20 protein-coding genes are annotated in these 23,044 nt (G+C 66.1%); 10 read left to right on the top strand and 10 right to left on the bottom strand.

The genetic code is table 11. The features are described 5' to 3' along the window. The first annotated feature begins 2 nt into the window (after positions 1–2). Positions 3–1,346, top strand: a complete 1,344-nt coding sequence (locus LO50_RS02440) for a sigma-54-dependent transcriptional regulator (protein ID WP_044314004.1) — start codon at positions 3–5, stop codon at positions 1,344–1,346. A 255-nt stretch (positions 1,347–1,601) separates the two neighbouring features. On the opposite strand, the gene LO50_RS02445 is transcribed toward LO50_RS02440, so the two are convergent. The 3 genes from LO50_RS02445 to LO50_RS02455 all read right to left on the bottom strand — a co-directional run bounded on the left by LO50_RS02445 (position 1,602) and on the right by LO50_RS02455 (position 3,749). Further along, complete coding sequence (locus LO50_RS02445) at positions 1,602–2,843, bottom strand: RNA polymerase sigma factor (protein ID WP_044314005.1); 1,242 nt, start codon at positions 2,841–2,843, stop codon at positions 1,602–1,604. 2 nt (positions 2,844–2,845) lie between these two features. After that, positions 2,846–3,202, bottom strand: coding sequence for a YciI family protein (locus tag LO50_RS02450; protein ID WP_044314006.1), 357 nt, complete (start codon positions 3,200–3,202; stop codon positions 2,846–2,848). 88 nt (positions 3,203–3,290) lie between these two features. Further along, positions 3,291–3,749, bottom strand: coding sequence for a YybH family protein (locus LO50_RS02455; protein WP_044314007.1), 459 nt, complete (start codon positions 3,747–3,749; stop codon positions 3,291–3,293). Positions 3,750–4,028: 279 nt separating this feature from the next. Here LO50_RS02455 and LO50_RS02460 point away from each other — a divergent pair, with 279 nt between their 5' ends. Genes LO50_RS02460 through LO50_RS02470 form a run of 3 tightly spaced genes read left to right on the top strand, consistent with a single transcriptional unit; the run spans position 4,029 to position 7,587 of the window. Next, a complete protein-coding gene (locus LO50_RS02460; RefSeq protein WP_044314008.1) occupies positions 4,029–6,242 on the top strand; it encodes a TonB-dependent receptor in 2,214 nt (737 codons plus the stop codon). Beyond that, entirely contained in the window at positions 6,242–7,369 is a 1,128-nt protein-coding gene (locus LO50_RS02465) for a PepSY-associated TM helix domain-containing protein (protein ID WP_044314009.1), read from the top strand. Before LO50_RS02460 ends, LO50_RS02465 begins: the two co-directional genes overlap by 1 nt. After that, positions 7,366–7,587, top strand: coding sequence for a hypothetical protein (locus LO50_RS02470; RefSeq protein WP_044314010.1), 222 nt, complete (start codon positions 7,366–7,368; stop codon positions 7,585–7,587). Before LO50_RS02465 ends, LO50_RS02470 begins: the two co-directional genes overlap by 4 nt. On the opposite strand, the gene LO50_RS02475 is transcribed toward LO50_RS02470, so the two are convergent. Both LO50_RS02475 and LO50_RS02480 read right to left on the bottom strand, forming a co-directional pair. Beyond that, positions 7,550–10,336 carry a response regulator gene (locus LO50_RS02475; RefSeq protein ID WP_044314011.1) on the bottom strand — a complete coding sequence of 929 codons (2,787 nt, stop codon included), beginning with the start codon at positions 10,334–10,336 and terminating at the stop codon, positions 7,550–7,552. The genes LO50_RS02470 and LO50_RS02475 overlap by 38 nt on opposite strands. Beyond that, entirely contained in the window at positions 10,333–11,490 is a 1,158-nt protein-coding gene (locus LO50_RS02480; protein ID WP_041015420.1) for an acyl-CoA dehydrogenase family protein, read from the bottom strand. Before LO50_RS02480 ends, LO50_RS02475 begins: the two co-directional genes overlap by 4 nt. 130 nt (positions 11,491–11,620) lie before the next feature. On the opposite strand from LO50_RS02480, the gene LO50_RS02485 reads away from it, so the two are divergent. Next, complete coding sequence (locus tag LO50_RS02485) at positions 11,621–12,805, top strand: lactonase family protein (protein WP_044314012.1); 1,185 nt, start codon at positions 11,621–11,623, stop codon at positions 12,803–12,805. Positions 12,806–12,876: 71 nt separating this feature from the next. Here LO50_RS02485 and LO50_RS02490 read toward each other — a convergent pair whose 3' ends face one another. Next, positions 12,877–13,089 carry a hypothetical protein gene (locus tag LO50_RS02490; RefSeq protein WP_014822075.1) on the bottom strand — a complete coding sequence of 71 codons (213 nt, stop codon included), beginning with the start codon at positions 13,087–13,089 and terminating at the stop codon, positions 12,877–12,879. Between the two features lie 191 nt (positions 13,090–13,280). On the opposite strand from LO50_RS02490, the gene LO50_RS02495 reads away from it, so the two are divergent. Beyond that, positions 13,281–14,702 (top strand): iron-containing redox enzyme family protein, encoded by a 1,422-nt coding sequence (locus LO50_RS02495; protein ID WP_044314013.1) that lies wholly within the window; start codon positions 13,281–13,283, stop codon positions 14,700–14,702. A gap of 23 nt (positions 14,703–14,725) precedes the next feature. Further along, positions 14,726–15,673 (top strand): methyltransferase, encoded by a 948-nt coding sequence (locus LO50_RS02500; protein WP_044314014.1) that lies wholly within the window; start codon positions 14,726–14,728, stop codon positions 15,671–15,673. Positions 15,674–15,739: 66 nt separating this feature from the next. On the opposite strand, the gene LO50_RS02505 is transcribed toward LO50_RS02500, so the two are convergent. From LO50_RS02505 to LO50_RS02520, 4 genes are all read right to left on the bottom strand, one after another. After that, positions 15,740–16,672 (bottom strand): AEC family transporter, encoded by a 933-nt coding sequence (locus tag LO50_RS02505; protein WP_044314015.1) that lies wholly within the window; start codon positions 16,670–16,672, stop codon positions 15,740–15,742. Positions 16,673–16,801: 129 nt separating this feature from the next. Beyond that, positions 16,802–17,320 carry a hypothetical protein gene (locus tag LO50_RS02510; protein WP_044314016.1) on the bottom strand — a complete coding sequence of 173 codons (519 nt, stop codon included), beginning with the start codon at positions 17,318–17,320 and terminating at the stop codon, positions 16,802–16,804. 61 nt (positions 17,321–17,381) lie between these two features. Beyond that, positions 17,382–18,554, bottom strand: coding sequence for a zinc-dependent alcohol dehydrogenase (locus tag LO50_RS02515; protein ID WP_044314017.1), 1,173 nt, complete (start codon positions 18,552–18,554; stop codon positions 17,382–17,384). 148 nt (positions 18,555–18,702) lie between these two features. Then, complete coding sequence (locus LO50_RS02520; RefSeq protein ID WP_044314018.1) at positions 18,703–19,563, bottom strand: SDR family oxidoreductase; 861 nt, start codon at positions 19,561–19,563, stop codon at positions 18,703–18,705. Positions 19,564–19,699: 136 nt separating this feature from the next. On the opposite strand from LO50_RS02520, the gene LO50_RS02525 reads away from it, so the two are divergent. From LO50_RS02525 to LO50_RS02535, 3 genes are all read left to right on the top strand, one after another. Further along, complete coding sequence (locus tag LO50_RS02525; protein WP_014822082.1) at positions 19,700–20,620, top strand: hydrogen peroxide-inducible genes activator; 921 nt, start codon at positions 19,700–19,702, stop codon at positions 20,618–20,620. Positions 20,621–20,624: 4 nt separating this feature from the next. After that, positions 20,625–22,697, top strand: a complete 2,073-nt coding sequence (recG, locus tag LO50_RS02530) for an ATP-dependent DNA helicase RecG (protein WP_044314019.1) — start codon at positions 20,625–20,627, stop codon at positions 22,695–22,697. Between the two features lie 75 nt (positions 22,698–22,772). Next, a partial coding sequence (locus LO50_RS02535) for a YbaK/EbsC family protein (protein WP_044314020.1) occupies positions 22,773–23,044 on the top strand: 272 nt, incomplete at its 3' end.

Genomic DNA, 23,044 nt, shown 5'->3' on the forward strand with positions numbered 1-23,044 from the left:
CAATGAGCGGGCAGGTAATCTTCATCGACGACGAGGCGGCGATCCGCCAGGCCGTGCAGCAGTGGCTGGAGCTGTCGGGCTTTCAGGTGCGCACTTTTTCTCGCGCGCGCGAAGCGCTGACGGCGCTTGATCGGGACTTTCCCGGCGTGCTGATCAGCGACGTACGCATGCCCGATCTCGACGGCCTCGGCCTGCTCGAACAGCTGGTGGCGCTGGACGCCGACCTGCCGGTAATCATGGTCACCGGCCACGGCGACGTGCCCATGGCGGTGCAGGCGCTGCGCCAGGGCGCCTACGACTTCATCGAAAAACCCTTCACCCCGGAACGCCTGCTCGACAGCGTGCGCCGCGCCATGGACAAGCGCCGGCTGGTCTGCGAGAACCGCCAGCTGCGCGAGCAGTTCGCCCGCAAGGGGCGTATCGAATCACAGCTGCTCGGCGTGTCGCGGGCGATGGTGAACCTGCGCCGGCAGGTGCTGGAGCTGGCCGGCACCGACGTCAATGTGCTGATCCGCGGCGAGACCGGCAGCGGCAAGGAACAGGTCGCGCGCTGCCTGCATGACTTCAGCCCGCGCGCCGGCGGGCCGTTCGTGGCGCTGAACTGCGCAGCGATCCCGGAGACCATATTCGAAAGCGAGCTGTTTGGTCACGAGAGCGGCGCCTTCACCGGCGCTCAGGGCAAGCGCATCGGCCGCATCGAACACGCCGCCGGCGGCACGCTGTTCCTCGACGAGATCGAAAGCATGCCGTTGGCCCAGCAGGTCAAGCTGCTGCGCGTGCTGCAGGAAAAGACCCTGGAACGGCTGGGCTCGAACCGCAGTATCGAGGTCGACCTGCGGGTGATCAGCGCGGCCAAGCCGGACCTGCTGGAAGAGGTGCGCGGCGGGCGCTTCCGCGAGGATTTGCTGTACCGGCTGAACGTCGCCGAACTGCATATCCCGCCACTGCGCGAGCGCCGTGAGGACATTCCGCTGCTGTTCGAACACTTCGCCAGCCAGGCCGCCCAGCGCCACGGCCGCGCCGCCCCGCCGGTGACACCCGGCGAACTGACGCAACTGCTCGCCCACGACTGGCCGGGCAACGTGCGCGAACTGATCAACGCCGCCGAACGCCACGCCCTCGGTCTCAGCGCCCCGGCCCCGGCGAGCAGCAGCGGCCAGTCGCTGGCCGAGCAGATGGAAGCCTTCGAGGCGCAATGCCTGCACAACGCCCTGCAGCAGTGCAAAGGCAACATCACCGAGGTCATGACCCAGCTGCAGCTGCCGCGCCGCACCCTCAACGAGAAGATGCAGCGCCACGGGCTGAGCCGCAGTGATTATTTGCCGGCCGGTAGTGGCGACTCCTGATCACGGCGTGCTCGCACCGCCTCACTGCCAGCCCCCGTAACGCGGCGCCACCCTACGTCTGAGCGCTCTTACGGGGGTACGCAACTCGGAAGCGCGGGAACCATCTACTTTCAACCCACCAGCGCTCGGCGACGTGGCGTGACGAACGCCAACGAGCACGCTGCCGAAGCGTAATTGATGGGCTAAAGCCCATCCTACGTCTGAGCGCTCATGCTCCGCGCGGGAGCACTGCCGCGTGAGCGTGGAACTGTTGGATCAACTGTCCAGCTCATCCAGCCGCTGCTGCAAAAAGCGTCGCTCCGGTTCCAGTTGCGCCAGTTGCAATGCACGCCGGTAGGCTTCGCGCGCTTCATCCAGGCGCCCGAGACGGCGGCAGAAATCAGCGCGGGCCGAGTGCAGCAGGTGGTAATCCTGCAGCACACCACGATCGAGCAGCTCATCGGCCAACCTCAGCCCCGTTCCAGGCCCATCGCGCATGGCCACGGCCACCGCGCGGTTCAGCTCCACCACCGGCGACGGGCTCAACTGCAGCAGCACATCGTAGAGCCGCACGATCTGCGGCCAATCGGTCTGCGCGGCGCTCGGCGCCTCGGCATGCACCGCGACGATGGCGGCCTGCAACGAATAGGGGCCGAACGCGCGACTGGTCAACGCCAGCTGCACCAGCTGCGATCCTTCGGCGATCTGCTGGCGGCTCCACAGGCTGCGGTCCTGCTCATCCAGCCGCACCAGCTCACCGGTAGCATCGGTACGCGCAGCCCGGCGGGCATCGTGCAGCAGCATCAGCGCCAGCAGCCCCATCACCTCGGCGTTGGGCAGCAGTTCGAGGAGCAGTCGGCCCAGGCGAATCGCCTCGGCACAGAGGTCGGCGCGGGTCAGCTCGGCGCCGGCCGATGCGGTGTAGCCCTCGTTGAACACCAGATAGACCACCCGCAGCACGCTCTCCAGCCGCGCCGGCAGCTCGTCGCGCTCGGGCACCCGATACGGCAACCGGGCGTCACGGATCTTCGCCTTGGCGCGCACGATGCGCTGGGCAATGGTGGCCGGTGGAGCGAGAAAGGCGCGGGCGATCTCCTCGGTGGTCAGGTCGCAGACTTCACGCAGGGTCAGCGCCACGCGGCCATCGGCCGGCAGGGCCGGGTGGCAGCAGGTGAAGATCAGCCGCAGACGGTCGTCTTCCATCTCATCGACCTCCACTGCCTGCGCCGCGTCTTCCAGCTGTTCGGCCAGCAGCCGCAACGAGGCATCGAAACGCGCACGGCGGCGCAGGACATCAATGGCCTTGAAGCGGCCGGCGGAAACCAGCCAGGCACGCGGATTGTCCGGAATCCCATCGCGCGGCCACTGCTGCAGGGCCGCGGCAAAGGCGTCATGCAAGGCCTCTTCGGCGCGATCGAAGTCGCCCAGCAGACGGATCAGCGTGGCCAACACGCGCCGCGACTCGCTGCGATAGACCGCCTCGACCCGCGCCGCCGTGAAATGTCCGGTCAGCGGCATGCTCAGCGCTGCGGCAGCTGGCGCAACGGCCGGACCTCAACGCAGCCAAGGCTGGCCGGCGGGATCTTCGCCGCGATGGCCTCGGCCTCCAGCTGGTCCGCCGCCTCGATCAGGTAGAAGCCCGCCAGCTGCTCGCGGGTTTCGGCGAAGGGGCCGTCGACCACCGAGGTGACGCCATCACGCACGCGCACCGTGCGAGCAGTGCGCACCGACTGCAGCGGTTCGCCGGCGAGCATGTGGCCGCTGGCGCGCAGCTCCTCGCCGCAACTCACGCAACGCGCGACCAGCGCATGCCACTGCTCGTCGGTCATCGCATCCACACGCTGTTCGTCGTAATAGATCAGGCACAGGTAGTTCATGGCGGGGCTCCGTCTGCCGGCAACGCAGCAAAGCTAGCAGCCATTGAACGACCTCGCCCGATCGCGCGACGAAGACCGCGGGCCAGCCTCAACCGGTCTGTTGCTGCGACGGTGCGTGATCCATGCATACCTGGCCGGTCTGCATGTCGAAGGGCATCGAAAAGTGCTCGTGGATCACCTTCCACTCACCGTTGCGCCGCGCCCAGACCCGCGTGCCGCGCATCCAGGCCGTTTGCATCTCGCCTTCGGCATTGGGTCCGCCACAGTGGGTAAGCATGCGGCTGCAGGTCAGCTCCCCACCGACATCCACATGCAGTTCATGAGTCTCGAAGAAACCTTCGCCCTGGCAGAACTCGAAACAGCGCTGCCAGTGCGCTCGGTATTCCTCAACGCCCTTGAATTGCAGTGCGCCGACCGCATCGAAGGCGACTACGTCGTCGGCGTACTGCGCCATGATCCGGTCGAGATCCTTGGCCTTGGTGGCTTGTTCGAACGTTTCGTGCAGCTGGCGAATGGCGCTCTCGACCTGGCTGTTCTGGCTATTCATGTCCTTCTCCTCTGATCGGGTGAACGGGGTTCACCAACTAGTCGTCCGGCGACTTCCAGAATCGACAGACCCAATCAGTTTTTTCTACGCAGGCGCGGCCCGCATGCCAGACGCCCTGCGCCGGCGGCGCGCGAGCATGCCGCGGCTCCATCGGACGGAATACGGTTGCGAATTATTAGCATTGAAATATGATAGTGGCTCTCAGATGGCACAGACTCTCAACTGCCCATCGCGCCGTCATCCGCCACCCTCACAGCTCAACGTCCGGTCAGGTCCGCCATGCCCACTCTTCGCTTCGCGCGTAAAACCGCACTGCTGCCCGTTTGCCTTGCCGCCAGCTTCGCTGGCTCGCCGCTCATGGCTCAGGAGCAACTCGAAGATCAATCTCAAGGCACTGCCGCCGAGCCGGTCGAACTGCAATCGGTGGAAATCACCGCCAGCGCCGACGCCTCGGCCGATGGCCTGACCCAACCCTATGCCGGCGAACAGGTTGCGCGTGGTGGGCGAGTAGGGATTCTGGGCAATCGCGACTACATGGAAACGCCGTTCACCTCCACGGCCTATACCTCCAAGCTGATCCAAGATCAGCAGGCACGCAGCGTGTCGGATATCGTGCAGAACGACCCGTCGGTACGTGTCGCACGAGGCTTCGGCAACATGCAGGAGCTGTACATGGTCCGGGGCTTCCGCCTGTTCTCGGACGACATCTCATACAACGGCTTATACGGTCTGTTGCCGCGCCAATACGTAGCGGCTGAGTTCATCGAACGCGCGGAGGTCTTCCGCGGCGCCAGTGCTTTCCTCAATGGCGCAGCGCCCGGCGGGACAGGTGTGGGCGGCATGATCAACCTTGTGCCCAAACGTGCACCCAATGAACCGTTGACCCGCTTAACGCTAGGCGCCGAAAGCGGCGGTCAAGGTTCGGCAGCAGTCGACCTAGGCCGCCGCTTCGGCGAAGGCGAGCGCTTCGGTGTACGCCTCAACGCCGCCAAGCATGCCGGCGAAACGCCGGTCGACAACGAAGACCGTACGCTGGATATGTTCGCTCTTGGGCTGGATTACCAGGGCGACAACTTCCGCCTGTCCGCCGATATCGGCCATCAGTACCACTTCATCGATGAGCCGCGGCCAAGCGTTTACATCGCAGACGGCATAGACCTGCCAAGTGCACCGGATGCCGAAGACAACTTTGCCCAATCCTGGACGTTCTCCAAGGAAAAGCAGACGTTCGGCACCGTCCGGGGCGAATACGACTTTTCTGACTCGATCACGGGCTGGCTAGCCGTCGGTGCACGTCGTGGCGAAGAAGAAAATCGCTTGGCCAACCCGACTTACATGGGAGCGGACGCTACAACGGCCTACCGCTTCGATAACCGTCGCGAGGAAGACATATCTACGGGCGAAGTCGGCTTGCGAGGCTATGCCTTGACTGGCTCGGTATCGCACCAGTGGGTAATGTCTGCAGCCACATTCCGCTCCGAAGAACGAAACGGCTTCGGCGGCAACTACGCGACCTTTGCAGGCGGGCTCGACAACTCGTTCGATGTGCCCATGCCAGAGCTCGATCCTTCAACAGTCAGCAGCCCCTTCTCCGACCCTCGAGTAATCGGGCGCACGCGCACCCAAAGCCTGGCGATTGCCGATACGCTCGGATTCATGGACGACCGCCTGCTGGTCACACTCGGTGTCCGCCGCCAGGGCATCCATACCACGGACTATGACGGGTTCACCGGTACTAGTAGCGAAGACTCCGACATCAAAACCTACGAAACCACACCAGTTGCGGGTGTGCTCTATAAGTTGACCGACGATGTTTCAGTGTACGCCAACCATATCGAAGGGTTGGCCAGAGGGGACAGCGCGCCGTTCTCTGGCGTCTCGAACCCCGGCGTACGTCTGGCCCCCCATGTCGCCAAACAGACCGAAGTCGGTGTGAAGTATGACGGCATCGGCATTGGCGGTAGCCTGGCGGCCTTCCGCACCGAGCGGGCCGTAGGCGCTGTGTCCGACGGCGTGTTCCGTGAAGGTGGCGATCAACAGAACCAAGGCCTTGAACTGTCGATATTCGGCGAACCTGTACTGGGCGTTCGCGTACTCGGTGGCGTCACGCTGATCGATACAGAAATGCAAGACACTGACAACGGGACATACGACGGCAACCACGCCATTGGCGTGCCCAAGACCCAAGCCAACATCGGTGGCGAATGGGATGTGCCTGGCCTTGGCGGACTTACGCTGACCAGCCGCGTCGTCTACACCAGCAAGCAGTACACCGATCTGGACAACAATCGTGAACTTCCTTCCTGGACCCGTCTGGACCTGGGCGCCCGTTACAGCATGAACGTTCAGGAGCGTGACGTTACATTGCGCGCTCGCCTGGATAACGTCACCGGGCGCGACTATTGGGCATCCACCGGCGGTTACGCGAACGAGAACTACCTCGTCCTCGGCGCCCCGCGCACGCTCTCGGTCAGCGCTACGGTCGACTTCTGATGCAGGCAGTCAACCTGCGGCGGTGGGGCTGGGTCCACAAGTGGTCCAGTCTCGTCTCTACGCTGTTCATCCTGATGCTGTGCCTGACCGGCCTGCCGCTGATCTTCTCCCACGAGATCGATCACCTCACCGGCAACGAGATCGAGGCGCCGGCGATGCCCGGGGGCACGCCGCGCGCTGCGGTCGACCGGGTTGCGGCCGAAGCTGTGAAGGCCTACCCCGGTCTGGTGCCACTGTACTTCTTCGCCGAGGAAGACGCGCCGGACGTCTGGTACGTCAAGCTCGATACCCGCGTCGACACCGACGAGAGCGAGTCGACCCTGATCCTCTCCGATGCCCGCACGGCCGAGGTGCTCGGCGCGCCGAACTTCGACGAAGGCTTCATGAGCGTGATGTACCGCCTGCACGTCGACCTTTACGCGGGGCTCGCCGGCAAGCTGTTTCTCGGCTTCATGGGCCTGCTGCTGATGGTGGCGATCGTCTCCGGCGTGGTGCTTTACGCGCCCTTCATGCGCAAGCTGCGCTTCGGCGAGGTGCGCCAGGAACGCACGCCGCGCACCCGCTGGCTGGACCTGCACAACCTGCTCGGCATCGTCACCCTGGTGTGGGCCCTGGCGGTGGGCTTCACCGGAGTGATCAATACCTGGGCGGACCTGATCTTCCAGGCCTGGCAGGCCGAACAGGTCGCCGCGTTGCAGGCCGGTGAAACGCGGGTACTGCTGGCCACCAATGCCAGTGACGCGCCAGCCGCTGATGGCTCCTTGCAGACGGCGGTCGATCGCGTGCTGGCTGCAGCGCCGGACATGGCGGTGTCGATGATTGCCTACCCCGGCACACTGCGCGCCACGCCGGAGCACGTCGCGGTGATCCTGCGCGGCGACACGCCGCTGACTTCCCGCTTGACCCAGGCGCTGCTGGTTGACCCGGCCAATGGCGAAGTGCTCGAAGCCGGCGCCCGGCCCTGGTACGTCACTGCGCTGCAGCTCTCAGAACCCTTGCACTTCGGTGACTACGGCGGCCTGCCGCTGAAGATTCTATGGGGGCTGCTGGATATCCTCACCATCGTCGTGCTGGGCAGCGGCCTGTACCTGTGGCTCAAGCGCGGCACGACGGAGGTACGCTCATGATGCGCATCTGGTTGTGGCCGGTGCTGATCGGCGTGCTGTCCATGCTCGGGCTGATCGCCGGGCTGGTGTCCGAAGGCGCGGGCGATTGGCTGAGCTGGCTGGCCCTGGCGGCGCCCGTCGCCATCGGCCTGCATGGCTTGTCGCGCAGCGGCGCCCGCCCCCAGGCACGCGGCGAGGCCCTTACCCCTGCAGGATCTCGGCGAGCTGGTCGAAGCTGAACGGCTTGGGCAGCGAGCGCGCCGGCAGGTTGCTTTCGATACGCCCTTCACCGGAGACGAATACCAGCCGCAGCCATGGCTGGGTTCGCAAGGCCTCGGCGGCGAAGTCGGGGCCTGATCGGCCCGGCAGATTGACGTCCAGCAACAGGTGATCGAAGCGCTGTTCGTGCAGCCCCTGCGCGGCCGCTTCAGCATTCGGATAGCCGCAGGCGCGGTAGCCCAGCTCCTCGACCATCTCACAGGCCAGCACCAGCAGTTGCGGCTGGTCCTCCACCACCATCACCCACTGCTGCTCGACGGGTTTGTCGTCGCTGTGCTGCGTGCCCAGCAACTGGCGCACCTTGCGCGCCAGGTTTTCCTGCCGATAGGGCTTGCTCAGCAGCTCCACGCCCGGATCGAGGCGCCCGCCATGCACGATGGCATTGCGCGTGTAGCCGGAGGTGAACAGCACGGCGATATCCGGCAGCAACACGCGAGCCTGGCGCGCCAGTTCGGTGCTGCTGAGCGGCCCCGGCATGACCACATCGGTGAACAGCAGGTCGATGGAAAGGCCGCTCTGCAGGATGCTCAGGGCGCTCTGCGCATCGTTGGCGCGCAGCACCGAATAGCCGAGGCCGGTGAGCAGCTCGATCACCGTGGCCTGCACCGGCAGATCGTCCTCGACCACCAGGATGGTTTCGCTGCCGCCCACCACCGGCCCGACGGTGGATGGCTGCGCCTGTACCTCGGGTTGCTCGGTGCGCGGCAGGTAGAGCTTCACGCTCGTGCCGGCACCCGGTTCGCTGTACAGGCGGATATGCCCGCCGCTCTGCTTGGCGAAGCCGTAGGCCATGCTCAGCCCCAGCCCGGTGCCCTGCCCTTCTGGCTTGGTGGTGAAGAACGGTTCGAAGGCCTGTTCGATAATGTTGGCGGGCATGCCAACGCCTGTGTCCGACACCGCCAGCAACACGTATTGCCCTGGCGCGACGTCGATCTGGGTACCGGTGTAGTGCTCGTCGAGCATGGCGTTGCCCAGCTCCAGGGTGAGCTTGCCCCCATCAGGCATGGCATCGCGGGCATTGATCGCCAGGTTCAGCACCACCTGTTCGAGCTGGTTCGGGTCGACCATCGTCGTCCACAGCCCGCCCGCCACCACGGTTTCGATTTCGATGCGCTCGCCCAACGCCTGGCGCAGCAGCTCGTCGAGGTCGCGCAAAAGCCGGCTAAGGTTGGTCGGCTGCGGGCGCAGCGGCTGCCGACGGGCGAAGGCCAGCAGTTGCCGCGCCAGCTTGGCACCGCGCTCGACGGCGGAGCTGGCCGCATCGACCCGCTTCGCCGCGCCACGGTTGGCCTCCACCAGCGGCTGCAGCAACTGCAGATTGCCGGCGATCACCTGCAGCACGTTGTTGAAGTCGTGTGCCACGCCGCCGGTGAGCTTGCCGATGGCCTCGAGCTTCTGCGACTGATACAGCGCCTGGCGGCTGAGTTCCAGCTCGCGGGTGCGCTCCTCGACCAGCTCCTGCAGCTGCTCGCTGGAGCGCTGCAGCGCCTGCTGCGCCAGCACCTGGGCGGTGACATCATGGCCCTGGCAAAAGATGCCGCTGACCTGCTCGTCCTCGCTGAACACCGGCTGGAAAATGAAATTCACATAGTGACGCTCGGCCTTGCCGCCGGCCTGCGGGCGCACGCGCACGGCGATGTCGCGGCCGATATAGGGCCGCCCGGTGACATAGACCTGCTGTAGCAAATCGGAGAGCGCGCGGCTTTCCAGTTGAGGAAACGCCTTGAGCGCCGGACGCCCGAGCAGCTCGCGGGCGCCGACCAGCTGGTGGAAGGCGCGATTGGCGATCTTCAGCTCGTGCTGCGGCCCTTCGGTGATGGCGATGAAGCCCGGCGCCTGGTCGAACAGCCGTTGCAGGTGGGCGCGCTCCTCGCTGAGCTGACGCCCATGCAGCTCGTTGGCGCGACGCTCCGCGACCAGCGCCGAGACATCGCGCAAGGTCAGCGCCGCACCCACCACCGCGCCATCCGCAGAACACACGGCGGCGACGACGATCTCCAGCGTTCGCCCGTTAGCCGCATCTTCATGCTGCAGGGTCAGCGTCGTGTCGCAATCCTGGACCTGCGCCAGGGCCTGGCCCAGCTCGTCGCTCCAGAACGGCAGCCCGCTCGCCGCACGGCGTAGCACCTCGCCACGGCCCAGGCCGAACAGCTCGGCGGCACCGGCGCTCCAGTAGAGCACCGCCCCGGCGCGGTCGAGACCGACGATGGCGTCGCGTGCCGCGTCGATGAAATGATGCAGATAGAGCTCTGCGGTGAGTGACGAACGCTTGCTCAACTGGCCGCCATCGACCATCGCGTTGGCCTGCGCCAACGTGGTGCGCAGGCGCGCCCGCCGCCGCACGCTGGCCAAGGCCTGATCAAGCTGCGCCAGCGCGCTGGCGCCGAGGGTGACGATCGACCAGTGAGGCCCGAGCAACGGCGCCGGGCCTAGCTCGCGGTGCAGCGAGTCGACGCCCGCCTCATCGCTAAGGAACAGCAACTGGGTGACCTTCCAGCGACTGCGCAGCTGCCGGGCCTGCGCCACCGGGCGTTGCAGACCGGGCGCCAGCAGCACCAGCGCCGGCTCGTTCTCATCGGGCAGCAACGCGCCTGGATCAAGGCTGCGCACCTGCAGACCGTGGGCTGCCGCCCAGCTGTCGATCTGCTCGCGCAACGCGGCATCGCCTGCCTCCAGCAGCGCGATCTGATCGAGCAGCAGGTCGCTCATAGCAGCGGCAGCCCCAGCAGGCTGCGACCGGTCCAGAGCTTGAGCAGGCCGGTGGTGGGGGTCATCACGTGCGCGGCCCGCGCGTCACGCAGCAGACGGGCGACACGACTGTTCTCGCGATAGGCCGCGCCGCCGCAAAGAGTCATCGCCTCGTTGGCCAAGCGCACTGCGGTCTCCGCCGCATCAGCCTTGCACGCCAGGATGAATGACAACGCCTCGGGGTGGGCGCCATCGCCCCGGCGTGCGGCTTCGCGCACCAGCGCGCGGGTCTTGACCAGCTCGGTCCAGAGTTCGCCATAGCGGATCTGCAGGCTTTCCACATCCCGCAGCGACTCGCCGGAATGGCTGTAATGCCGCGAGCGCAGATGCAGGCTCGCCTCGTCCAGCGCCGCCTGGGCAACGCCCAGATAGGTGCCGGCCATGGCCATGAGGAAGAACGGCGCGACCACCTCGAACACGTACCAGACCTGATCGCCCGGCTCGCCGAGCAGGTTGCGCGCCGGCACCCGGACGCGATCGAGCTGCAGCGGCCGCGAGGAATTGCCACGCATGCCGAAGCCGGCCCAGGGCTCGAGCCAGTTCATGCCGGCACTGCCCTGGTCGACGATCAGGCAGCTGAAATCCCCCGCCTCGGCGCCCGCCGCGACGGTAGACACGACGTAGGAGTCAGCATGGTCGCCGTTGGTAACGAACTGCTTGGTACCGTCGACCAGGAAATCTTCGCCGTCGGCATCCAGACGGGTTTCCGGCAGGTAGAAATGCGCGCCGGTACCCCGCTCGGAGAGCGCCAGCGTGGTGATGTGCTGTCCCGCGGCGATCTCCCGCAGGTAGTGTTCGCGCTGATGCTCGGTGGCCTTGGCGGCGATCACCGCGGTCGCCACGCAATGCATGCCGTAGCACAGCGCCGACGACGGGCAGGCGCGGGCAATGGTTTCGGTAATCACGCACAAGCCCAGCAGCCCCTGTCCCAGGCCGCCCAGTTCGCTCGGCACCTGCAGCCCGAGCAGCCCGGCGTCGCCAAGTGCTCGCAGCGAATGGGCGGGCCAGCGGCAGTCGGCATCGACCTCGGCCGCCAGCGGCGCAATGACGGTTTCAGCCAGATCGGCGGCGACGTTTTGCAATTCGACGAGCTGAACGGGTAGCAAGTGGTCCATGAATCTTCCTGAATTCGCGGGTGGCTGGCGTCCGCCCAGGTGCATATCAGACCCTGACAGTCGGGTATTGTTCGAACAACGTCTTCGGGAGCGTTGGGCGCCCACGGTGGTCAATAGTGGCATGACATCAATGACCACGCGCAAACGCCCCGTACTGCTTCGCCTCGCTCTCGCTGTGCTGGTCGGCGCGACGCTGTCTGCCGGCGCGCGAGCCGAGACCGACGACATGCAAATCCTGATCGGCAGCTACACGCACGACAGCGACAGCCCGGGCGTTCTGCGCCTGCGCTTCGATCCGGCGAAAGGTCGGATCGACCCGCAACCGCTGCAGACACTCGCCAGCCACAATCCCTCCTGGCTGGTGCTGGACGAGCAGCGCGGGCGCCTCTATGCCACCAACGAGAACAGCCCGACCCACGCCGACCCGGTCGGTCGTGTCAGCGCCTGGCAACTCGACAGCAGCGGCGAGCACCAGCTGATCGGGCAGAACATCAGCCTGGGCGACGAACCGACCCATGCCAGCCTCAGCCATGACGGGCGCTACCTGTTCATCAGCAATTACGGGGCGCGACCGAACCCGGGCGGCAGCCTGGCGGTGATGCCGCTGGCCGAGGATGGCCGGCCACTGCCGGTCACGCAGCTTCTTGCGCATCAGTCGAGCGGCGTGCACCCCGAGCGACAGCAGGCCGCGCATGTGCACTCCGCCGTACCGAGCCCGGACGACAAGCGCCTGCTGGTCAGTGACCTGGGCGCCGATCAGGTATTCGTCTACCGCTACGACCCGCGCAATGCCGAACGACCCCTGCAACCCGACGAACCCGCCAGCATCGAGCTGCCAGCGGGCAGCGGCCCGCGCCATCTGGTCTTCCACCCCAATGGCAAGCACGCCTATCTCGCCCTCGAGCTGAGCGCCCAGGTGGCGAGCTTCGACTACACGAACGGCAACCTGATCCGCCGGCAACTGCTGGACCTGAAAGATGCCGCTAGCGAGGTGCGTCATTCACCGGGTGCGATCCACACCTCAGCCGATGGCCGTTTCCTCTATGTCAGCGACCGCGGCGATTACAACCACATCATCGTCTTCGCCATCGACAGCGACGGCGCCCTGCGGGAAATCCAGCGCCGCCCCACTGAAGGCCGCGAACCACGAGAATTCGCCATCGCCCCAGACGGGCGTTTCCTGCTGATCGCCAATCAGCTGAGCGATGACGTAGTGGTGATCGGGCGCGACCCAGACAGCGGAAAGCTCGGCGAGACGCTGCAGACCCTGCCGGTCGAGCGCCCGTCGGACATCAAGTTTCTTGCCAAACCCTGAAGCCGAGCGGCGGTATTAGCAGCAGGCCAGCCGGACCGCGTGCCGGCTGAGTCTGACATCGGCGCTCACAATCAAGGCTTGCGTTGCGACTCGCGCGAGGCGTCCTCTTCGCTCACCTCCTCGGCCAGGCCCGGCGGCACGTTGTAGGCGCCGCCGGGTACGTCGGCTTCGTCACCACCGGCGACCTCGCCCTGGGTGGACGTGGTTTCCGGATTCTGCTCGTGGGCATCGCCGCTCTGGTCGATGGACTCGATGCTCTCGCGACCCTGGTCGTTCTGACTCATCAGCTGCTCCTCGCGTACCTGTGGCCATGCCCGGCCCGTCCGGGTGGCTCTATCGGTTGGGAGGAGACGTAGCCGCGGAAGTTGCAGCGCAGCGGTGCTTTTCTGGACCGATGGCCGCTCGGCGGTGCAGCTGAACTAAACCACTGGCCCGGCAGCCAAAACTGGACTAGAACCTGCCATAGAACAGAATCATGCAACTGACTTCTCGCAGCCTGCCGATCACTCCTGCCCTCCAACCCACGCAGGATCAGCCCTCACGGGCGCTGTACTTCGCCCTTGCCCGCGAGGTCGACGCGCAATCACGCGACAGCGCTGCGGAGTACCTGCGTGCGCAGCTCGAGGCCGCCGCTGCGCTGCCGTCCGACCTGCCGGAGGACCCGGCCGGCCTGGAAGCCTGGGTCATGCAGCGCACCGAAACGGTCGGTCGCCAGTATCAGGTTTACCTGGACCAACGCCGTGCCGGCGGTCCGCGCCGCTATTTCGCCAGCAAGGCCCATGCTCTGCATTTCCTCCGCGGGGTGGCACCGACCAAGCTGGTCGATGGTGCCTGGCTCTATGGCCTGCTACAGCGCTGGGACGATGCGCGCTTCACCGCACTGATCCAGACCTATCTGGAAGAGCTCGGCGAGGGCCTGCCGGAGAAGAACCATGTGGTGCTCTACCGCAAGCTGCTGGCCAGCCAGGGCTGCGATGACTGGCAGGAGCTGGACGACGAGCACTTCGTCCAGGGGGCCATCCAGCTGGCACTGGCCGAGCATGCCGAGCAGTTCCTGCCAGAAGTGATCGGCTTCAACCTGGGCTACGAACAGTTACCGCTGCACCTGCTGATCACCTCCTACGAGCTGACCGAGCTGGGCATCGACCCCTACTACTTCACCCTGCATGTCACCGTCGACAACGCCGACAACGGCCACGCCAAGAAAGCCGTGCAGGGCGTGCTGGATGCCTTGCCGCAGGTCGGCGACAGTGCGGAGTTCTATCGACGGGTGCGCAACGGCTACCGGCTCAACGACCTCGGCGCCAGCACCGTCTCGGTGATCGGCGACTTCGATCTGTCCCGGGAGGTGCAGCGCATCCTCGAGAAGAAGGCGGCGGTCGGCCAGTTCGTACACTCCGACTACTGCCGTTTCGAAGGCCGCACGGTCAATCAGTGGCTGGCCGAGGACGTCGAACAGTTTCTCTACGTGCTGGACAAGCGCGGCTGGATCAAGCGCGGCCATGACCCGCAGGAAAGCCGCTTCTGGCAGCTGATCGCCGGCGAACAGGCGCCGATGTTCGGCGTCTTCAGCGCTTACGAGCAGCAGATGATCCATGACTGGATCGCTGGCGACTGGCAGGCCGACAGCAAGCGCAGCCCGCGCGGTGCGTTGCTGCAGCGCCAAGCGCTGTTCAACGCCCGGCGTGTGCCGCAGGAGCCGGGTGCGCTGCAACCGGCGGAAAGCGTCAGCGGCAACGATTTCGACGAGGAACTGCAGCTGCTCGAGCAACAGATTGCACGCCTGCCCGATCGCGCCGCGCGCATGCGCCTGCTGCTGCCGCTTCTCGCCCCTCAACGCCACCACACTGCCGCCGGCCTGCTGGCCACGCGGCTGTTCAACGGACTGTTCAACTGAAGGCACCACCAAGGAACGCGACGATGACCATGGACAATGCGCAGGACCGCGCGCTGCTGCACCTGGGCCAGGCCCTGCGGGATCGCGGCTATCACTTCATCACGCCCACACCGCTGACCCATGAACGAGTCAATCAGCGCCCGGAAAATGCGCTCGCCGATGACCTGCCAGGGGTCTTCGGCTGGAGTCGCCCTTTCCAGCACGAACTGCTGCCACCACCGCTGTTCAGCCTGATGGATCAGGCTGACGTGCTGGAACCCTATGGCTCGCGCTGGCGCTCCAAGGTGCGCCTGTCCAGCCTCGACGGGCAGCTGTTCCTGCATTCGGCCTTTCCCACCGAAGCCACCGACGCGGTGTTCTTCGGCCCGGACACCTACCGCTTCGCCAGCGCCATCTGCAGCCACCTGAATCAGCATGCCGGCGAAATCCGCCGTGTGGTGGACATCGGCTGTGGCTCGGGTGCCGGCGCCATTCTCACTGCCCTGGCGCGACCGCAAGCCGAAGTGCTAGCGGTGGATATCAATCCGGAAGCGCTGCGCTTGACGCGTATCAACGCAGCGCTGGCTGGGGCGAACAACCTGCGCGCCGAACGCAGTGACCTGCTTAGCAACGCGCAGGGCGAGTTCGATCTGGTCTTGGCCAATCCGCCCTATCTGGTCGATGCCGACCAGCGCGCCTATCGTCACGGCGGTGGCCCGCTCGGTGCCGGGCTGTCGCTGGCGATTCTGGATGCCGCGCTCGGCCGCCTGGCGCCAGGCGGCACGCTACTGCTGTATACCGGGGTGGCCATGATCGACAACCAGGACCCCTTCCTGGCCGAGGTGCGCCAGCGCCTGGAGCGTACCGACCTGCAGTGGGGCTACCGTGAGATCGACCCGGACGTGTTTGGCGAGGAGCTGCTTGGCGGGGCCTACACCCAGTGTGATCGCATCGCTGCCGTGGTGCTGGAAGTCACACGGGCGATGGGCTGACAGTCGGGGGAGGGTTGGCACGTGGATAACGCCGCAGGCTTATCCACGCGCAAGTGAGCGCGCATATCAGACCGGCAACAACACCAGAATCAGCGACAGGCTGATCAGCGAGCCCAGCGTCGACAGCAGCACCACCCGCGACACCCGCGAGCCCTCGCGCCCATAGAATTCGGCAAGCATGTACGGGCCAGTCCCGGTCGGCAGCGCGGCGAGCAGCAACGCCGAATAGGCCCACAGCGTCGGCAGCTCGAATACCTGAAAAGCCAGATACCAGGTAATCAGCGGCTGCACCACCAACTTCAGCCCCACCAGCGGCCACACCCCCTGCACCCGTCCTTCGGGCTGCGGCTGGGCGAGGAACAGCCCCAGCGACACCAGCGCGCAGGGCGCCGCCGCCGCGCCCAGCAGCTTGAGTAATGTCGCCAGCGGCACCGGCAATTGCAGACCGCTCGCCGCCCACAGCGCGCCGAGCAGCGGCGCGATCACCAGCGGATTGCGCGCCAGTGCACTGCTTACCTTTCCCAGCGTGCGCAACACGCCCTGCCCGGCATGCAGGCCGGTCTCGACGCAGGCCAGAGCGATGGCGAACAGCACACAGACCACCACGATCGAGGCGACCATCGCCGGCTGCAGCGCCTCGTCGCCGAGCACCAGCATGCACAGCGGAATCCCGACATAGCCGGTGTTGGCGTAGGAGGCACCTAGCGCATCCAGGCTGGCGTCGACCAGCGGCTGCTTCTGCAACATGCGATACGCAAGAGTGAAGGCGAACACGCCGAGGCAGCCGATGGCGAAGGCGGCAATAAAGCCGGGTTGCCAGAGCTGCTCCCAGGTCGAGGTGGCAACCACGCTGAACAGCAGCGCCGGCAGGCCCAGCCAGACCACGAACCGATTGAGTTCGGAAGCGCCGGTTGGCCCCATCCTGCCGCTACGGCGGCACAGGTAACCGAGCAGGATCAGCGCAAAGACGGGCAGGACGACATTGACGACCGAAGACATGGACTCTCATCTGCAAGCTGGCGGCGCGGCGCAGGGCCACGACCGAAACGGCCGGCCACCATAGCAAATGCGGCGGATCGTCGCGCTCAGAGTCGACCAGGCACTACCCAGCCGACCCTGGGTTTCAACTCAATGAAGCGACGGCGAATAGCCGTTGGGCTCGGCCCGCGCGGCGGCGAACTCGGCCTCGACGCTGCCACGCATTTGCGCAGTGCCGCCGGGGAAACCGCTGCGGTCGCTGTAGTCCCATTCGACCACCGGCACCTGCTCGGCATCCAGTGCCTTGGCGCAGCTCAGGTCCAGCGCGGTAATACCGGCTACCGCGCCGGCGGCGATGGCGGCATTGGCCGGCTCGTTGCCGTGCTCGATGCTCCAGCCGAGACCGGCCATATCCAGCGCATCGCCGCCGATACGGCCGTAGATCCAGGGTTTCGGATCATCCGCCAGCAGGATGCCGACACCGGTGGCGATCTCGCGCAGCCCGCAGGCGCGGACCAGCCCGTCGCTGCCGGGCATGCCGATAAAGCGTGCGACCTGCCGCGGCGCCACCAACTGGACGACGCCCAGACCGATACTGAACCAGCCCAGCCCCCGCGCCAGCGTGCGCGCGGAATGGTTGGGCCGGGTGACTTGACGTGGAATGCTCATAAAGACTCCTCGCTCGATAAAGTGGCTCGGCCGATCCCTACGTTAGGGATCGGCGACCGGTTCATGGCTTGAGGACCACCTTGATGCAACCGTCATGCTTGTCGCGGAAGGTCTTGTACATCTCCGGACCCTGCTCGAGGCTGACGCTGTGGGTAATGACGAAGCTCGGATCGATCTCGCCTTCCTGGATGCGCCGCAACAGATCGTCGGTCCAGCGATTGACGTGGGTCTGGCCCATGCGGAATGTCAGGCCCTTGTTCATCGCCGCGCCGAACGGGATCTTGTCGATCAGCCCGCCGTAGACGCCGGGAATCGAAATGATGCCGGCCGGGCGGCAGACGTAGATCATCTCGCGCAGCACGTGCGGGCGGTCGCTCTCGAGCATCAGCGCCTGCTTGGCGCGGTCGTAAATCGAATCGATCGAACGCGCAGCGTGCGCCTCCATGCCCACCGAGTCGATGCACTTCTCCGGCCCCTTGCCGCGGGTCAGCTCCTTGAGGCGTTCGAGCACGCTCTCTTCGTCGAAGTTGATGGTGATGGCACCGCCCGCGCGGGCCATGGACAGGCGCTCGGGCACGTTGTCGATACAGATGACCTGCTCGGCGCCCATCATCACCGCGCTGCGGACGGCGAACTGGCCGACCGGCCCGGCACCCCAGACTGCCACGGTGTCGGTGGGCTGGATGTCGCATTGCGCCGCGGCCTGCCAGCCGGTGGGGAGAATGTCGCCGAGGAACAATACCTGCTCGTCGGTCAGACCGTTGGGGATCACCACGGGACCGACATTGGCATAGGGCACGCGGACGTATTCAGCCTGACCACCGGCATAACCGCCGGTGAGGTGGGTGTAGCCATAGAGGCCGGCGGTGGTGTGGCCGAAGACTTTGTCAGCTACGTCCTTGTTGCGGTTGGTTCGCTCGCACACCGAGAAATTGCCGCGCCGGCACTGGTCGCACTCGCCGCAGACAATGGTGAAGGGCACCACCACGCGGTCGCCAACCTTGAGCTTCTTGTTCGCCGAGCCGACCTCCATCACCTCGCCCATGAACTCGTGGCCCATGATGTCGCCGTGTTGCATGCCGGGCATGAAGCCGTCGTACAGGTGCAGGTCGGAGCCGCAGATGGCGCAGGACGACACCTTGATGATGGCGTCGCGAGGGTCTTCGATGGAGGGGTCGGGGACGTGGTTGTCGCAGCGGATATCGTGCTTGCCGTGCCAGCGGAGGGCTCTCATGGACAATCTCCTGGTCGGGTTTCGGAAACGCCGTCTCGGTGATTCTCCTTTGCTGCCTCGCTGTTGCTCCTCTGTCACGGTGCGGCGTGCTGTCAGGGTTTTAGTAAGCAGCGCCGCACCAGAGTTGCCCGATTACCGACGGGCTGCACTAATGCCGATTGCGATCCAGCGAAGCGTAACCGTCGCGATAGCTGGGGTACCTGGGTTTCCAGCCCAGCGCACGGGCGCGGGCATTGCTGCAGCGCTTGCTGCCGGCGCGGCGGGTCATGCTCTGCTCGGCCCAGTGGGTGACGCCCAGGCGTTCGCGCAGCCAGTCGACCACCTCGTGCAACGCCGCCGGGTCATCGTCGACGCCCAGATAGCAATCTTTCAGGGCAGCACCACTGGCGTCGCTCTGCAGCAGAAACGCCAGCAGCCCGGCGGCGTCGTCGCGATGGATGCGGTTGCTGTACTGCGGCGGATCGCGCTCGACACGCAAACCGGCGCGCACCTGATTCTGCATCCAAGGGCGCTTCGGGTCGTACAGCCCCCCCAGACGCACCCGCGTTACCGGCAGGGCGCTGTCGAGCGACAGCTGTTCGGCCTCGAGCATCACCCGACCGGTGAAGCCGCCGGGCTCGGTGGCCGAGTCCTCGTCGATCCACTCGCCGTCGCGCTGGGCATACACACCGGTGCTGGAAACGAACAGCAGCCGCCGAGGGCGCTGTCCGCGCTGCTGTAACCAACCAAGCACATTGCGCAGGCCTTCGACATAGGCCTGGCGATAGCCGGCTTCGTCATGTTCGGTGGCGGATGCGGCATAGACCAGATAGTCCAGCGAGCCGTTGGGCCAGCAGCGCGGACAGGTCGGTTCGGAAAGGTCGCCGTTGACCGGCAGGATCGGCACTGCCAGCTGGGCGGCGTTGCGCCGCAGGCCATACACCGTCCAGCCGTCCCGACTCAGTTGCAGACCGAGACGACTGCCAAGGTCGCCACAGCCTGCGATCAATACGCTAAGGCGCTTGCCCATGTTCTGCTCCCTCAGTTGTAACCCGCCGCGCGGGCCGCACGAAACCGCAGTGTACCGACTTTCGAAGCCTGGCCGACCGGTTGGTTCTGCGCTGCGCAAAAGGCTATGCTTGCCGGCACATTGATGGATGCTGACTATGACTCTGACCGAATTGCGCTACATCGTGACCCTTGCCCAGGAACAGCACTTCGGCCGCGCCGCTGAACGCTGCCACGTCAGTCAGCCGACCCTTTCGGTCGGTGTGAAGAAGCTCGAGGACGAGCTCGGTGTGCTGATCTTCGAGCGGACCAAGAGCGCAGTGCGCCTGACCCCCGTCGGCGAAGGCATCGTCACCCAGGCGCAGAAGGTGCTGGAGCAGGCACAGAGCATTCGCGAGCTGGCCCAGGTCGGCAAGAATCAGCTGGCCGCACCGCTGAAGGTCGGCGCCATCTACACCGTCGGCCCTTACATGTTCCCGCACCTGATTCCGCAGCTGCATCGTGTGGCGCCGGACATGCCGCTGTACATCGAAGAGAACTTCACCCACATCCTGCGCGACAAGCTGCGCACCGGCGAACTGGACGCGATCATCGTCGCGCTGCCGTTCCAGGAAGCCGACGTGCTGACCAAGCCGCTCTACGACGAGCCGTTCTACGTACTGATGCCGGCCGACCATCCGTGGACGGCAAAGGAAACCATCGACGCCGAGATGCTCAACGACAAGAGCCTGCTGCTGCTCGGTGAAGGCCACTGCTTCCGCGATCAGGTGCTCGAAGCCTGTCCGACCACCCGCAAGGGCGAGGCGCCGAGCCATACCACGGTGGAATCCAGCTCGCTGGAAACCATCCGCCACATGGTCGCCTCGGGGCTGGGCGTGTCGATCCTGCCGCTGTCGGCGGTGGAGAGCCACCACTACTCCCCCGGTGTGCTGGAGACCCGCCCGCTGACGCCGCCGGTCCCGTTCCGCACCGTGGCGATCGCCTGGCGCGCCAGCTTTCCGCGGCCCAAGGCCATCGAGATCCTCGCTGACTCGATCCGCCTGTGTTCGGTAGGCAAGCCGCCATCGGCGAAAGCCTGAGGCCATGAGCGAACTGGCGACCGTTCCGGTCACCGCACTCAAGGGCGTCGGCGCCGCGCTGGCCGAGAAGCTCGCCAGGGTCGGCCTGGAAACCCTGCAGGACGTGCTCTTCCACCTGCCGCTGCGCTACCAGGACCGCACCCGCGTGGTGCCCATTGGCGCGTTGCGCCCGGGGCAGGACGCGGTGATCGAAGGCGTGGTGTCCGGCGCCGATATCGTCATGGGTCGCCGCCGCAGCCTGCTGGTGCGCCTGCAGGACGGCAGCGGCACCCTGAGCCTGCGCTTCTACCATTTCAGCCAGGCGCAGAAGGAAGCCATGAAGCGCGGCACCCAGCTGCGCTGTTACGGCGAGGCGCGTCCCGGTGCCTCGGGGCTGGAGATCTACCACCCGGAATACCGCGCACTGACCGGCGAGCCGGCACCGGTGGAACAGACCCTGACGCCGATCTACCCGACCACCGAAGGCCTGACCCAGCAGCGCCTGCGCAACCTCAGCGAGCAGGCGCTGAGCCGCCTCGGCCCGCACAGCCTGCCGGACTGGCTGCCCGCCGAGCTGGCCCGTGACTACCAGCTCGGTCCGCTGGATCAGGCGCTGCGCTATCTGCACCGGCCGCCGGCCGACGCCAATCTGGAAGAACTCGCCGAAGGCCGGCACTGGGCCCAGCACCGCCTGGCCTTCGAGGAACTGCTGACCCATCAGCTGTCGCTGCAGCGCCTGCGCGAGCGGGTTCGCGCCCAGCAGGCACCGGCGCTGCCAGCAGCGAAAGCCTTGCCGCAGCGCTTTCTCGCCAACCTCGGCTTCGCCCCAACCGGCGCGCAGCAGCGCGTCGGTGCCGAGATCGCCTATGACCTGGCCCAGGACGAGCCCATGCTGCGCCTGGTGCAGGGTGATGTTGGCGCCGGCAAGACGGTGGTCGCCGCCCTCGCCGCCCTGCAAGCGCTGGAGGCCGGTTACCAGGTGGCGCTGATGGCGCCGACGGAAATCCTCGCCGAGCAGCACTTTCTCAACTTCAGCAAGTGGCTGGAACCGCTTGGCATTGAGGTCGCCTGGCTGGCCGGCAAGCTCAAGGGCAAGGCCCGCGCCGCGGCGCTGGAGCAGATCGCCGGCGGCTGCCCGATGGTGGTCGGCACCCATGCGCTGTTCCAGGACGAGGTGGTCTTCAAGCGCCTGGCCCTGGTGATCATCGACGAGCAGCACCGCTTCGGCGTGCAGCAGCGCCTGGCCCTGCGCCAGAAGGGCATCGACGGCCGGCTCTGCCCGCATCAGCTGATCATGACCGCCACGCCTATTCCTCGCACCCTGGCGATGAGCGCCTATGCCGACCTCGATACCTCGATCCTCGACGAACTCCCGCCAGGCCGTACGCCGGTGAACACCCTGGTAATCGCCGATAGCCGGCGTCTGGAGGTGATCGAGCGGGTGCGCATCGCCTGCAACGAGGGGCGCCAGGCGTACTGGGTGTGCACCCTGATCGAGGAATCCGAGGAGCTGACCTGCCAAGCGGCAGAAACCACCTTCGAAGACCTCTCGGCGGCGCTGGTCGGGCTGCGCGTCGGGCTGATCCACGGGCGCATGAAACCGGCCGAGAAAGCCGCGGTGATGGAGCAGTTCAAGCGTGGCGAGCTGCAACTGCTGGTCGCCACCACCGTCATCGAAGTGGGCGTCGACGTGCCCAACGCCAGCCTGATGATCATCGAAAACCCGGAGCGCCTGGGCCTGGCCCAGCTGCACCAGCTGCGCGGGCGGGTCGGCCGTGGCAGTGCGGCAAGTCATTGCGTGCTGCTGTACCATCCGCCGCTGTCGCAACTGGGCCGCGAGCGGCTGGCGATCATGCGCGAAACCTGTGACGGCTTCCTGATTGCCGAAAAGGATCTGGAACTGCGCGGCCCCGGCGAGATGCTCGGCACCCGCCAGACCGGCCTCTTGCAGTTCAAGGTCGCCGATCTGATGCGCGATGCCGAGCTGCTCCCGGCGGTGCGCGATGCCGCCCAGGAGTTGCTGGCGCGCTGGCCGCAGCACGTCAGCCCGCTGCTCGAGCGTTGGCTGCGTCATGGCCAGGAATACGGCCAGGTATGACAACCATCCGTCGCCACATCATCCGTGGCTGACGGCTTCGCTATACTCCGGCAGGTCACTACAACGGGTCCGCTCATGAATTCTGCTGTCGACACCGAAAGCTGCTCCGAACTGCCCCTCCTGATCACCAAGCTGTTGAAAGACCTCGGTGTGAGTTACCAGATCCAGCGCGATCGCCCCAACATTCCCGCTGCGCAGCGGGTGCAGGCGGTGCTGCTGGACGACAGCATCGGCGCGATGCTGGTGCTCTTCCCGCAGGATCATCTGCTCGACCTTGCACGCCTGGCCGAACTCACCGGCCGCGAGCTGGCCGCGGTCAAGCCGGAGCGGCTGGCGCGCATGCTCGC

This window comes from Stutzerimonas stutzeri (genome assembly GCF_000935215.1).
In the GTDB taxonomy this organism is placed as follows: domain Bacteria; phylum Pseudomonadota; class Gammaproteobacteria; order Pseudomonadales; family Pseudomonadaceae; genus Stutzerimonas.